The organism is Vibrio sp. 10N.239.312.D08, assembly GCF_041466145.1.
GTDB classification, from domain to species: Bacteria; Pseudomonadota; Gammaproteobacteria; order Enterobacterales; family Vibrionaceae; genus Vibrio; species Vibrio crassostreae_C.
Map to the genome: position 1 here is coordinate 43,678 of NZ_JBFSSD010000001.1, position 13,826 is coordinate 57,503.

12 protein-coding genes are annotated in these 13,826 nt (G+C 40.4%); 1 reads left to right on the plus strand and 11 read right to left on the minus strand.

Features of this window, described 5'->3' with window-relative positions:
* Positions 1-67: 67 nt before the first annotated feature.
* The 6 genes from AB6D58_RS00270 to AB6D58_RS00295 all read right to left on the minus strand — a co-directional run bounded on the left by AB6D58_RS00270 (position 68) and on the right by AB6D58_RS00295 (position 4,644).
* Positions 68-256, minus strand: a complete 189-nt coding sequence (locus tag AB6D58_RS00270; protein ID WP_372155980.1) for a hypothetical protein — start codon at positions 254-256, stop codon at positions 68-70.
* A gap of 107 nt (positions 257-363) precedes the next feature.
* Positions 364-633, minus strand: coding sequence for a hypothetical protein (locus tag AB6D58_RS00275; RefSeq protein WP_372155982.1), 270 nt, complete (start codon positions 631-633; stop codon positions 364-366).
* 161 nt (positions 634-794) lie between these two features.
* The gene (locus tag AB6D58_RS00280; RefSeq protein WP_372155984.1) at positions 795-1,205 is read right to left on the minus strand and encodes a hypothetical protein; all 411 of its coding nucleotides are present in this window, start codon (positions 1,203-1,205) and stop codon (positions 795-797) included.
* A 189-nt stretch (positions 1,206-1,394) separates the two neighbouring features.
* Positions 1,395-1,847: a hypothetical protein gene (locus tag AB6D58_RS00285; protein ID WP_372155985.1), complete on the minus strand. Its 453-nt coding sequence runs from the start codon at positions 1,845-1,847 to the stop codon at positions 1,395-1,397.
* A gap of 250 nt (positions 1,848-2,097) precedes the next feature.
* Entirely contained in the window at positions 2,098-2,349 is a 252-nt protein-coding gene (locus AB6D58_RS00290; protein WP_372155986.1) for a hypothetical protein, read from the minus strand.
* A gap of 471 nt (positions 2,350-2,820) precedes the next feature.
* The gene (locus AB6D58_RS00295) at positions 2,821-4,644 is read right to left on the minus strand and encodes a UvrD-helicase domain-containing protein (protein WP_372155987.1); all 1,824 of its coding nucleotides are present in this window, start codon (positions 4,642-4,644) and stop codon (positions 2,821-2,823) included.
* A gap of 171 nt (positions 4,645-4,815) precedes the next feature.
* On the opposite strand from AB6D58_RS00295, the gene AB6D58_RS00300 reads away from it, so the two are divergent.
* Complete coding sequence (locus AB6D58_RS00300) at positions 4,816-5,793, plus strand: hypothetical protein (protein WP_372155989.1); 978 nt, start codon at positions 4,816-4,818, stop codon at positions 5,791-5,793.
* Positions 5,794-5,863: 70 nt separating this feature from the next.
* Here AB6D58_RS00300 and traN read toward each other — a convergent pair whose 3' ends face one another.
* The 5 genes from traN to AB6D58_RS00325 all read right to left on the minus strand — a co-directional run bounded on the left by traN (position 5,864) and on the right by AB6D58_RS00325 (position 13,779).
* Positions 5,864-10,435 (minus strand): conjugal transfer protein TraN, encoded by a 4,572-nt coding sequence (traN, locus tag AB6D58_RS00305; protein ID WP_372155990.1) that lies wholly within the window; start codon positions 10,433-10,435, stop codon positions 5,864-5,866.
* A 201-nt stretch (positions 10,436-10,636) separates the two neighbouring features.
* Positions 10,637-11,689 (minus strand): TraU family protein, encoded by a 1,053-nt coding sequence (locus tag AB6D58_RS00310; protein WP_372155991.1) that lies wholly within the window; start codon positions 11,687-11,689, stop codon positions 10,637-10,639.
* Entirely contained in the window at positions 11,686-11,820 is a 135-nt protein-coding gene (locus AB6D58_RS00315; RefSeq protein WP_372155992.1) for a hypothetical protein, read from the minus strand. The genes AB6D58_RS00310 and AB6D58_RS00315 overlap by 4 nt, the downstream gene beginning before the upstream one ends.
* Positions 11,817-13,247: a TrbC family F-type conjugative pilus assembly protein gene (locus AB6D58_RS00320; protein ID WP_372155993.1), complete on the minus strand. Its 1,431-nt coding sequence runs from the start codon at positions 13,245-13,247 to the stop codon at positions 11,817-11,819. The genes AB6D58_RS00315 and AB6D58_RS00320 overlap by 4 nt, the downstream gene beginning before the upstream one ends.
* A complete protein-coding gene (locus AB6D58_RS00325; RefSeq protein ID WP_372155994.1) occupies positions 13,234-13,779 on the minus strand; it encodes a S26 family signal peptidase in 546 nt (181 codons plus the stop codon). Before AB6D58_RS00325 ends, AB6D58_RS00320 begins: the two co-directional genes overlap by 14 nt.
* Positions 13,780-13,826 lie beyond the last annotated feature (47 nt).

A 13,826-nucleotide genomic window follows, 5' to 3' on the forward strand; every position in this document is an offset into this window, starting at 1 on the left:
ATAAATGAGGTGTTGGGATGGAATTAACGAAAAGCACTCATTCCTAAATGCCTTTGATTAATTAGGCTTACTGGTGCAAGCCCACAATTGAAACAGAAGCATCATTTGAAATTAGATTAGACTTCACAAGCCACTTTTTTAAAAGTGACTCTGCTTTGTTGCTACTAAAACGGTTAAAAATATGGCCGTGCTGTAGAGCAATAGAAGTCGTTCCAATTGTGATGATGTTTGTGTTTGCGTCTAACGTTGCTTGCATGAGTAGTTCTCCAGTTGGGTTCACTAATACCTACTATGGAAATAGGCATTAGGTTGAACCCAACCAGAAACATGCAAAGCATATGTCAGGTTGGAATTCTAGTTATGTTAATGAACGGTCGCGGTATTACGCTGCGCAAAGGCAATTGTTGCCATTGGTAAGCTAACGCCGAAGCCCGCCTTTTTTAACAGATATTTCAATTCAAATAGATCGACAGCATTGACATACTCACTAGCAGATTTTTCAGCTTTTTGGCGTAAATCGTCAAAAGCAGTTTCTGCTAAAAAAGTATATTTTTCAATTTCACTCTGTTCAAATGATGTCATTTGCTCAAAGGTCATTAAGTCGATTAGTTGGTGGTTTGGTTGGTTGAACATGGTAGCTCCTTAAATGGTTGGTTTAAGGGCTAAACGTTCATCCCATGATCAGGCGTTTAGCCCGACAGGGTTGTAAATTAAAAAAACAGTTGAATTACAACTGTGATAACAAATGACGCTGTAGCTAGTGTTACTGGGTCCATTGTGGTTACCTTTTGATGTCAAATTAAAGCGCTAAACATGCCAACTATAGCTAGGAAAGTACCTAGAATCATGTGTTGGTAAGACATACGACTCATATAATCTGGGTGTTGCCAAGACCATACAAGCATATCTAAGTAAGTGGCGTTTGTTACGTTTAAATCGCACTGTTGACCAACGCGAATACCTAATTGATCTGCTGTGTCATACTCCATTGCTAGAGTAGATTTAGTCAAACCCTTTATTCCACCAGAACCAAGACAATCGGCAACAGCCCATTGTTTGGTAGTAGTGTTGATAATTTTAACTGGTTTACGTCGAAAGAATAGTGACTTGTCACGTTTACTTGCATCGATATGTGCATTGTGCACACGTATACGAGGACGCGTGTAGTCTCCATCTTTCTTTTCTATAGTATTAGTGAACTTCATTACCTTTATCTCTCATAAGAAAGTTTTTAAAGGCTGCTACTGTCAGCAATTTTATTGACAGACAGATGAAAACTAGCGCTATTGCTAGTTCCAAGCGAGAATGGAACGTTAATCCCATAATTTCGTATTCAAAATTCATAAGTGATCCTTAACTAACAAAAAAAACCAAACAATTGAGTATGGTTTTTATTAGCCTGAATCCTTGAATTGAACATCGAAGTACACTTTTACAAGACCAGTAATAGTAATCACTGTAGTAGTAAGAGCAAGTAGTGCTACGTTAACATCAATATCACCAGTTCCGGTAAGGATGTTAGTTAGTACACCGCCACTGACACCGTAAGACATAGCGTTTAGCCAATGTACGTTACCACGTGCAAGTAGTAATGCGCGTTTGTAGCGGTTCTTAGTCTTAGTTTGTTCTGGAATATATTTTATGCACTTGTTTGAGGCAGTACGTCTTCCTAAATACTTCAGAATCTTGCCTCTTTCGATAACTTCAGGAGTTACTTCTATTTGCGTAGATTCTGTAACCGTAGTGACCGTTTTAGTCGTCTTATCATACTTTTTCTTAAAACCGAAAACGGAAATATAAGAAGATTCAGTGGTATTGGAAGTGGTAGTAGTTTTGATAGTTTTCATGATTGTATCCTTTTAAGTTTATTTAACCTAAGAAGAACACAATCATCCCTAGAGGGATTCATGGTTCCCTCTTAGGGTGTTAAGCAGAGAGCTTAACTAGTGTTAAATTATTTTGTCAGCTTAGAAAGAAAACGTTCTACTAGGCTGAGAATGCTAGGTAAATAAAGAACTACTAGGCCGAAAGCGGCAATTAATAGTCCTATAATAAATAGCGTATCCATAAAGTAACCTCCAAGTTACTATTGTGATGTTACTTTTTGTTTAGTTTATCAGCGATTTGCATTTGGATGAATCCAATTAGAGCAGCAGCTAAACAAATCCACATTTGGTCTTGGTTGATGAATGCACCAAATAGACCGCCAGTGAAAAAAGCATTACCTGTTTTATCCAAGTATTTAGCAGATGCTAACTTGAATTTTTTAAACTCGGTACCAGCAACAAATAAGTGAAGTTTTTGGATTTTGGTTTGGGCTATGAAAGCCAATAATTGTAGATCGAACATATAATCACCTCTATTTTTTAAATTTTTTAAAAAGCAGAGGAACGACCCTTAGGGTGTTATACCCTGCTAGGTTGTTTTTTTATCGACATATCTAGATCTCTCTAAGTTGCGATTTTTGTGAAGTTTGTTTGTATATCATTTCCGTTCAGTGGGGATACGCGTAACCGAAGTTACAACCACTCAATAAACCGAAACCAATCTAATATGATGGTTAAAGTAGATTGTGATCAATCTTAGATTTGATGTGTAAATCAAAAATGTGTTGGGAGAGAACGAGTAAAAATACCTAAGAGATAGCTCTTAGGTATTTTTACTAGAGAGTAGGTATAGATAGAAAGCCCGCGCAGAGTGCATATGTTTATCGGTTAACATAGCAAGCCTATATTTATAGGTGCTCCATCTGGCCGGAGCGAAGTGTTGAATTGATGTTATAGCTCCCTGCCATCGCTGTCAATAACAGGGGCTTATATTTTAGCGTAGATATTTCAAGTATTCATCAGAATCTAGGAATGGGCGAAGTTCTTTGATAAAGATCGACTCTTTGCCGGTGGTGTAAGACATAGAGCAGTGGTCCATAGCCCTTGTCATACCCACAAACAACAAGCGACGCTCTTCGGCTTCATAAGCATCCTCATCTTCAACTTCGTCTTTAGGTGGTGCAGGTAGTTGACCTAGAGTACATCCCATAATCCACACGTTTTTCCACTGGAGTCCCTTAGAGCTATGAAGTGTAAGTAGCTCCACTGCTTCTTCATCATCCTCTGAATCTTCATCGTCATCGCGGGTCTTCTGGCCATTCTCTACCATCTTGCAAAAAGTTCTCATGCTGTCTTCAAACATGTCTTGATTTGCAGAGCGCATAATATCGGTTGTTATTTGAAGTAACTTCAATTCACCTTTGTTCAATGTTCGACAGCCTGTAATAAGGTTATCTAACTGGCGGATACCATCGTTTGTTAACAAGCCTCCAGAGATAAACTCAGACCAAGCACTGAATAGCTGTTCATCTATTGTTGTCGGCAGATCTTGTCCATCAGGGAGTTCATAGTTGGCCATACTGAATCTACGGCTTAACCCCCCTCCCTCTCTGGATAGCTGTATCTCTTCCTCTTTAGCCCCCAGCCAAGAAAGAATATCTGGAGCGTGCTTTTTACTCTGGATTAAATACGATTTAACTATCTTGTAGACCATATCTACGAATGGGTTACTTAGCAGGCCTTCAGTCTCTTTGGTTGTAAATGGTACTTCCATTGCAGTAAGAAGAGCTGCTAAATTCCAGAGTCGCTTGTTTGTGCGTGCCAATACCGCCCAATCATTGTAATTGGTTTGTTCCATTAAACATAAAGCGATTTCCTCAAGCTCGATTTTATCGTCTTTGAACGCATGCAGTTTAACGACGCCACCCTTGTCGACGATACTTTTCATATCCTTCTGTACTCGATTTTCATTATGCTCAATTAAGTGTTTGGCAGCATAAAGAATGCCCGGTTTGCATCGAAAACAGGTGTTAAGAACGTGCATAGTTGGCTTGAAGTCTTCCTTAAAGTTTAAGAAGTTTTCATAGCCATTAGAACCCCTAAAACTATAGATGCTCTGATCGTCATCACCTACTGTGATTACTTCTACATTTGCATTTGGATTTGCATAGGCTTTTACCCAACGGTATTGAATGTCAGAAGTATCCTGAAATTCATCACACTGGAGATGGGTAATATTGAGCAGAGGAATTGCACCTGTCTCTTGGCCTCTAACAACAACTTTAGCGATTGAGGGAAAGTCCCACATTTTTTTCTCACGACGAAATGCGTCGAATTGTGCATAGATTTTGTACCCAACAGGGTTATTGTCTACTTCCACTTGAGGGATTTCGATGAAGCCACCGAAGTAATCGATAAATTTTGTCGCGTCCTGATGTTTAATCTTTGACTCTTTCGGCAAATCTAGATGCTGTAAAGTGCGTCGGATGAGATTGTGTTTCTCAGGGTTGCTCATTATTTGAATTTTTTGTCCATTACTAGCCGCTTTTAGTTGCTGTATAAACAAACTATCAAAGGTCGATACCTTCACTTGCGCCTTGTATCGTTCATAACCAATCTCTCCGATGATTCTTTCACGCAGTTCTGCCGCCGCTTTCCGGGTAAAGCTAATGGCTTGATAGTAGCAATTGGGTACAGTATTTAAGCGTTCGACAATATGATGAACACAGGTATGCGATTTTCCAGAGCCAGGCAATGCTATGCAGGCGCAATGACCCCGTGTATCAACAACAGCTTGTTGACGGTCGGTTAATGACATATAGCAATAATAATTTTATTATGTGGGGAACAAACAATACAATTTCAAGGCGCCAAAATCAAACTAGGTCTCAGTTCATTTACGGTTCCTAATATACATTGGCGATCAGCTAAAAAATGTGTTGCCATGATACAGTGAGCACATATTAAAGAAATCAACAGGACGATTTAAATGAAACTCAAGCTTAAATACTCTACTGCTGCGATTTTGGCCTCAACCATTTTATCTGGCTGTGCAAGCACTCAAGATAAAGCTCAATCATCAATTGATAACTTGAAAACTACTTCAGAATACTTATTAACTTCCAAGAATAGTGATGCAGCTCACGTCGGCACTGTGACGACCGGCGTTAAGGTGGCTGGCTTTAATGACTTTGATAGAAATCGTTCTGCAGACGTTTTGATTAATAGCGATGTTACAATTGCACAAAGCCTTCAACTTATAAGTATGATGACTGGTCGTGTTTCAATCGGTGAAGGAATGACTCACGTTATGGGCCTTGAACGAAACCGAAATGATGTGGCCCCCTCTTATCTTCGCATAGAGTTGGTAAAATTTAATAAGGTAGATTCTTTAGACCATAAATCCGTCAAAAATGCCCTAGTTAAGTCTAGAAACGATTTAAATAAGGCAATTTCTTTTGCATACAATAGAATTGGCGTTGAAACCAAAACCATTGGTACCGCTTCAGACCTATCTAGTAACCTTGTTGTCGCTCCTTTTGTAGAAAGTTCTGATTCCATTTATGCTTGCCATAAGCATGAGAAAGCTTCTGAAATATTTGACCTCAAAGTGGAAGAATTAAACTACAAAAACGCAAGTTGCGCATTGTATTCCTTTCCATTTTACAATACTTGGAATAACGACTTAGATTACAATAACATTCTACCTAAAGGTCAGTTCACTGTTTCTACTATCTCTTTACCTTTGACTTTCCCACTTTCAAAATTAGCAGATTTTGATGACGGTAAGGATATGTTTGTTGTATTACCAGAAGAACCATATTTGAGAGGTCGTAAGTCATTCCAATACATTTCAACATTAGATGATAAGCAAAGAGATGCTTTCGTTGACCCTTGGATTCTAAAACCTCAATCTTCAGTTTACAGCCTAGAGCAAAATACATTTCTAGAGTACGGTTATAAGTAAATCTGCTCATACTCTAATTAGGTGTTCATAAGTGTGATAGAAAAAGAGCTCGCAATGCGAGCTCTTTGTTTTAGTCGTCCAATATACCGGTTCGGCATCCATAGGAATTAGATGTTTGTGAACAGTCAATCTGTCCCATGACGTCTTCCGCGTCCATAGCTGAATGGTAATCAGTAATACCGTCTAGACCGCGCGATTCTTGTACCGTTAAGGAGTCTATACGACCATGCGGATTAGCTAATGAGTTTTCTTGAGTCCACTCTTCTAGAGTTTCGGTACCGTCTGGCAAAGCACCGCTTTGGACCATGAGATCGTACCATTCATCAAGATTTATCTCATTGAAATCGACTAACGGTAATTCCCCCAGCGTAAGACCTCGACAGTTTTGTTCTGTTATCCATTCTTTATTTGAGTAAGATCTACCCCCAAAAACATTTGGCTGCTTGGTTGCTTGCTCCATTATCAACTTGGACATTAATGATGAGAAACAGCACCATTGCTTAGCATATTTACGAGTGCAAATACCAAGTTTCTTATTACAATCCTTTGTATACCCGTAAAAACAACGTTTCTCCTTTAAGATTTGCGGCATATCCATTTCAGATTCTTCACAGCCATTCAATAACTGATAGAGCATTTGTGCAATAGAAATAATCGCCATCGCCATTGAAACCATTCCCATAAATGCAACCATTTGACCAATCATTTGGGTCGCTGCTTCTTGGGCAGCTGCCTCTACGCTTTGTTCCGTTGCTGTTTTTGTAAGTTCTTTGGCTGCTTGTTCACTTGCCAATGCCATACCTGCATCGAGTACAGCTTGTTGCATCATCTCTGGAAGCATTTGAACAACAAGGTCTACCGCGAGGCTTACCATTGATTCAATTACACGACCTTTAATCATCCCTAACGCCATATCCATAATACGATCTGATGTAGATGGCATACCGTCTTCTCCTGTTGGAGATTTAGAAACATCAGACTCACCACCCGCAGTGTCGTGCTGGCTATTGGTTTTCTGGTCTTCAGCAAAGCCAACAGCTTCCCATGCAGAATCCACAAACTCTGAGGTACCGGTTTTCACATCCGTATATAAACCATCGATTTCTTGTCCAATACCACCTATGTAAGAATCTGATAGATCAACTTCTGGCAACCAACCCTCTACTGTATTCATAGCTTGGTTAGCTAGGCTTGATTCAGAGTTATTCATTTCAGTTTCAAAGCTCATCACTGTAAACATAGCGGTTGTGAAAGCAAACAGGTCTAGAGTCTTACCTTTAAACTCTTCACAGCAATCGATCATGCCAAATTGGTCATAAGAACAAACTCGCTTTTCACCTCGATAGACCTGGCATGTATTAACGTCATCCGGATCGGAACAATCAATGAACTCCTTCATTTCATTAATAATACCAATCTGCGTTATTGCGTCGCCAAAATCGGTATTTTCTTCATCGCCTCGATGTTCACAATTACCATCACTGCATGGGAGAAAGTCACATGTAGTTTCCATTGGAACTTCTTCCCAAGCTTGTGAATTATCGACACACTCCCATACTTCTTGCTCCATTAAACAAGAGCCGTCAGGTTGTTCAAACCCTTCTACACATTCCCTTCCGGCCCATGAACAGTCTTCTCTATTAGAATATTGCTCACAAGTATCTTCTTGGTTCTTTATATCCTCCAGATTCCAAACCGACCCGTGCGGACCAAGTATTGAATTATTTGAAGCAAGAACCCCGCACCTGAAATCTTTTGCATGACCTACAATACATTTTGATGGATCAGAGTCACCAGGGAATAGAGGGCCGAAATCATAAGGAACGATTTTTTCCATCCCCTCAAATAACACATTATTCAATGATATTGTTGCAAAGCCGAACCGACCTGTTTTGACCTTTTCTATTTCAGGTGTGATTTCGATTCTTAGGAGGCTATCAATCCAAAATCTTATGTATCCAAATTGGTCTTGCTTGTATTCAATCTCATACTTCCTTCCAGGCGACCACGGTGATCGATCTGATTGAATGACGTCTAATACCTTTACATTATTACCAAAACGGTCTGTCTCATACATGTCGCTATGGAAATTGATGCCCCAATAAGAAGGAAATCTCGACTCCAAAGTTGAATACGGTACATAACTCTTGTAGAAGGACAAGCCGTAATAACTCCCATTACTTCCACCGTGGTTTGAAGTCCATAGCAATACATAATAATGATTGTTTTCATCGTCATCAGCATTCGGATTGTAATTCGAGTCGTTAGGATCTTTATTGAAATACGGTTCCTCTGGATACCCAATCATAAAGCCAAATGAATCATCATCATCGGAAGGGACTGTAACATCGCCTTTAAACCAAAGTTCCCCTACATCTGTCATCGATCCATAAGCTGAAAATGGTCCATTTTGAGTCGAGCGAGCATCATAGCCTTGGTTCGTAATATTCCAATTTTTTACGCCATCCCATTCTTCCCAATGCTCCATCCCAAGGGTTTGTGGTGGCATTTCTATGTCACACTCCCAGCTTGATGCAGTGCATTCGCCTGATTGGTATCGAGCAAAGCAATCTTCTGGTTGGTATCTAGGTTCATCGTACCAATCCGTACGAATATCTCTATCGAATTGGATCTCAACAACAGCATGAGCCTCGCCACCGCCGCCAACCCCAATTTTATAGTTAAAGTCGATTCGATTATCGTTAGCTAAGGCGTCTTGAAATGCTGTGGTTACATCCTTGTCACCATTCCACGTATAAGAAGTACCGTTCTCACAACTTTGTCCCGGTGCTGGCCAACCAGATTGGTCCCACGGTGACTTCGCAGCTCTAAACACTTCGTTTCCATCAGCAGCGATCACGATCATGTCGTCATAAAGAGATTTCTTAAAGCGAGCATCTATAACTTGCACATCATTCATCATCTGAACGACCACACTTTGCTGGTAAGTTTTACAAGGCGTACCTCCGTCATTTAGACAGTTATCGCAAATCTCCCCCATTGTGATTCTTATTTTGTCGTTCGCGATAATTTCTACTTCAGCCTTATCTGCTCCTTCGATAATTTTTAATACGGGTTCTTCTATATAGCGTGAAACCTCACAAGAACTAAAGTTTTTAACCACAGGTTGAGTACAAGTATGTTGAGTTACTATTTGTTTATCTGGGTTAAGAACTTTTTTCGTGCCGTTCTCCTCACAATCTCCAAAATATGGATCTGTACCATTCCCTATTCCCTCAATAATGTCTCGGCTGTTATCAAGCCAGTCATTATTAGGGTCAATTTCAGGAGGTCTATTTTTGTCAATAGTGTCGTCTACCAAAGCATATGCTTCAGCCGCTAAATTTTGATTCTCGGCATTCGGGTCATTTAGATAAGACGTATAAGAGGCGTGGTTTGTTTGTATTACTGACGTCTGATTCCTTTCATCTCCAAAAGTCTGATTTATGCTTGCATACTGATTGTGGGTTCTATCATTTTCTCCAATTGCAACAACATTTTTATAGTCGTCTGCTTTACTTTGCAAGTTGGCATCAGCTTCTTGGTTAAGCAAGCCCATAGACAGGGTTACGTCTCCTTGAGAATTGGCTTGTTGCTTCTTACTGTTTTGGAGGCCACCAATAGCCCACGCCAAGTCTGCGCCTGACCTATATTGCTGGTCAAAGTCATTTGGGTCTGTAAGTTTCGGAACACACATGGCAGATTTTTCGTCGTATTCGTGCGTTTTAGGACATTGCTTTCCGTCTCCACCAAGACATTGACCGTTGGAATATTGTGTACCTTCAGGGCATTCCAATGATTCTGCTAACATACATCCGTTTAGTACAGGGTCAAAAACTTGTCCTTCTTTACACTCTACAATGACGTCCGCCCACGAAGTTCTCATACAATGAGTGGCTTCTCCCGTTTCCTCGTCCCAGTATGAAGGGTTGTCAGCATCAATCCCAGAAGGAAACTCCCAAATAGGCTCGCCATTGCTCTGCTCGTGACTGTTTGGTGTCGGGCACTCCCTTTTTTGGGACTCATAATGCTTTCGATAGCACATTACAGGATTTGAAGCAGAAGGGGCTTGTAGCGGGTTTTCAATTACCCATTCTTGTTCTGGCATTGTTACATAAACAGTTTGCCCTTCTACACACTTACCCTCAGCAGCTAACTCTGAACCGCATATTGCAGCATTCGAACTTTTTGCTATTTCAATTGGATCATATTCGGCAGGGCATTTCGAAGTAGGAGATGGTAACGTATAGCTATCATCACATAAATCGGCACATACATACTTGTTAGTTTGCTGGAACTCCCAAGGGGTTACACATATATTTCCAGACTTGGTATACCCTTGGGCGCAGTTCCCATAAGCATCAGGGGCTTTTTCGTGCCTGCACTGTTGATTGTGTGTTCCGCCGGTTTCCCACCCAGTGGAGCAAATAACTTCAGCTGTCTTATTCAGAGAAGCCACACACGTATTTACTGGTATACCTACAGATTCTTCATACACGAGTTTTGGAGTGTATCCATTCGGACAAACAGGAATTATCTCTCTGTACTCTTTCAATACACAATCGCCACCCGACTTCAAATATCCTGAAGGACAAGAGTAATCTGGTGATTCCAGAACTGTAGCTTTTGTCTTGGTAGACATTAGCGATGCCGCGGTCCCCAAACCTACTCCCAAGCTAGGAAATAGAAGCGCAGGATTTGCCACTACTTGCGTATATGAAGTTAATAAACCCATCGCTCGATACGGAGCTGACACAGAGTATGCACCTTGAAGTAGCAATACTACTAAACTGATGTATGTGACAATAAGTTGTTTTAATCGTCTAAACATTAGAATTTAACCCTATAGTAGTGGCATACAACAATCGGCCCAACGAAAAATATTGTAAACGAACGTAGTGTCTTTCCCCCCCCCTGGCGCCATTCGACCAAGACCCCATTTCATCCAGTTCTCACCCAATGGTTGACAGCAAGTGCCTGATGCTTGGGTACTAGGGAATGCCATTTGAACCTTATATTGTGATTTTGGAATCATAGGTGTGTATACGAATTTACACATAGATTCTTCGCCCATCGTTAAAGGTGACAAACCAAGTCGATGCGTTTTAGCCAAAGCTCGCTGAGTGATTAAAGAACTGGATTGAATTGGATTATCTGCTGCACCCATAATGTTACCAGTCAGAGGGTATAACGATCCGTCACAACCTGCACAATGCCAATTCGTTTGCGCCGCTTCACCAGTCAACATGGTTTCAGCACAATCGTACATACACATTGCTTGTCCTACAGGATTAGCAAACGCCACTGCATCAGGATTCAAAACAAATGACATAAGATCGTCGTACCACTCAACCGTCATTGGTGACATAAACATAATATCTAAATCTACGTAACCAGGCTGTTTATCACACTCTGGGATGGCTAAAACTTGCATCATTTTTAATACTGGTGATGCAAGGTAGTTATAGTGATAAGACACTAGTTTAGCTTGTTCATTTTCTGCACTATTGGCATCACCTACTGATTTTTCATCTTTTGAAGTACCAATATGAGTGTAGTCATCAAATAACTGAATACCGCCGAGTGTTGGAGAACAGTAAGGAATCGTACTAACTTCCATTATTTGATCTGGAGAGAAGAATCCAACAGCCATTCCGGGCTGTGGAATGCCTAGCAAGTCTGGACAAGAACATAAGAACTCATCGTATGCCCCCTCCGGTGGATCAGAGAGGCCGAATAAACTAATAGGAATTACGCAGGTCCAACAAATATCAGTAATTAGACCAGCGAAGTATTCAGAGTCGGGACACTCGCTATCCAACCCTCCAGCATTACTTTTAGAAAGTAAAAGGAGATTGATAAGGAGCACAGTGCCAATCTTTTTTAAGATTTTCATTGTCTAATAATTCCTTGAACTGCTTGCATGATTTCAAGGGAGTATCCGCGAATGTGTGCAGCAGTCTCAGGGCTGTGAGCTGCAATGAAAACACCAATCACAATACCAATAATTACACTTAGCCAATTCATCTGATTTCTCCTTGAAATTTTGCATGGATTTTATTTAAGGTTTCTACACCGTATTCTTTGATCCAAATACCCTTACCGCCGACAATATCGATCCTGATTGGTAGAGCCGTTATTTTGAATCTGTCCACATAGCTAGGTTGGAGCATGTAGATTCTATGTTTGAATTCTTGTTGCAATTCACCGATGCCATCGAATTGCTTATCTGCATCTAAATGGCTAACTACAATTGTTGGGTTTGCTATTGAGTCGGTATGTAGTCTGTCTTTGATTAAGGATTTTTGCCTTGGGTCTCTTGGGTCAATGATGAACAAGGAACGGTTATGGCCTTCAAATCCAGCAAGGGGATTTACTATATCTCCTTTCTTAGCCATTAATTTATCACCTGCATAAACATCCTTTGTAAAAATGATGCGAGGGTCAATTTCAAAGTCTTTATCTTCTTCAGGGATAGGAAATGGCTTAAAAGATTGTCTAGAGAAGTAACTGGCTATTGCTTTTTTACGCTGTTCTTTTACATCGATTTCTGCATATTTACGCTTAAGTAACTCAACAAGGTCTTCTTCTACAATGATTTCAGTTGACGACAGAGATGGCAGATTTTTAGCTTCTGTTAGAGCCCTACCCTCTTCAACAAACCAGTCAGGGGAAGCAAAACCTGAAGCAATTTGAATTACGTCATCTCGCGCATAGACCATTGATGGTGCGCTATCAATCGAGTAGATGTTAAATAAGCGAGGGTCGATAATTACTTTAGGTGGACTGTTTTGTAATTTGGCATCTTTAAGGATTTTAAGCAGATACCTTGAAGTATCAGTTAGTACAGTAGTATTGGGAATCATTCCCCTTAGAACTACTGTGGCGCCAGTTCGCTTCGCTGAAGTAAGTACATCACTAATCTCATTAGATTTCATACTGCTAGAGATGAAAAAGTAAAGATCCTCATTTTGGTTCAAATATCCGTTTTGATCGTCATTTCCTCGGACCACCTGAATGTCTTCACCCTTGGTATCTGGGTATGCTTCACGAATTCGATTCTCTACTAAAGAATTGGCCTCACTGCTGATTTGCTGGCTTTCTTCAATCCATTTGGAGTTTGCGTTTGGTTGTATCCACTCAGGCTTATCTTTTTCTGCCAAACCTAATTCTTGTGCTTTCTTGTAAGACTCACTAAATAGCTTTGCGTCGTCTTTAGTAAAAACTACTGCCCCAGGAAACTTAACGTTTGTAGGGTCTGTAGAAATACTATCTAGATACTCTTTTGATTTTGAGTAAGCACTTTCTCCATCAAGTTCTAACCCTTCAAACTGTGAATGTGTACTTCTCAAAGCTTCAATTTCTGTTTGGGTTGGAACTTGATTAGTTCCATTTGCCATCGTTCCTGTAGACAGCATTAGAAGCGTAATAGCTCCCAATTTAAAGTAAGACATATGCTTTACCGATAATATGGTCAGGGTTACTTGGTCCTACCACCCTGCCATCAAGGGAATGAGGGGTATCACCAATTAGTAAAATTTCGTTATTCGTGAGTGTCCATTCAGTACCTAGGTTGTACTTTTTCTTTGCATTCTCGTATTCAGCCCCTAAAGGCGCCACACGGTTGAATCCACTTGTTGATTTAACTCGTTCACCATAAAAAGTAACGGTATCACCAGACATCCCTGCCACTAATTTAATGTAGCGATGCTCGTCTGGTAATACTGGAACACCACGGCCATCAATAGCCACGATATCGCCTACCTCATATGTCTTATCAAATTTATCAACTAGTAGAACTCTTGCGTCAAGACAACGGTAACCCGTGTAATCGATCATGATCGTGTAGCGTTCAATGAAGGCATTCATACCGGCATAGCCAAGTACGCATGTCAAAGCGCTTAACGCCAATCTCTTGGTCAGGTTAGGTTTTGGGAAACCAAAAGTTTTAGTTTCAGAATTCTTTTTTCGAATGGTGATCAGCATTCTAGCATACCCTTTTCATAAATAAAAAAGCCCAGCGGGTCACCACT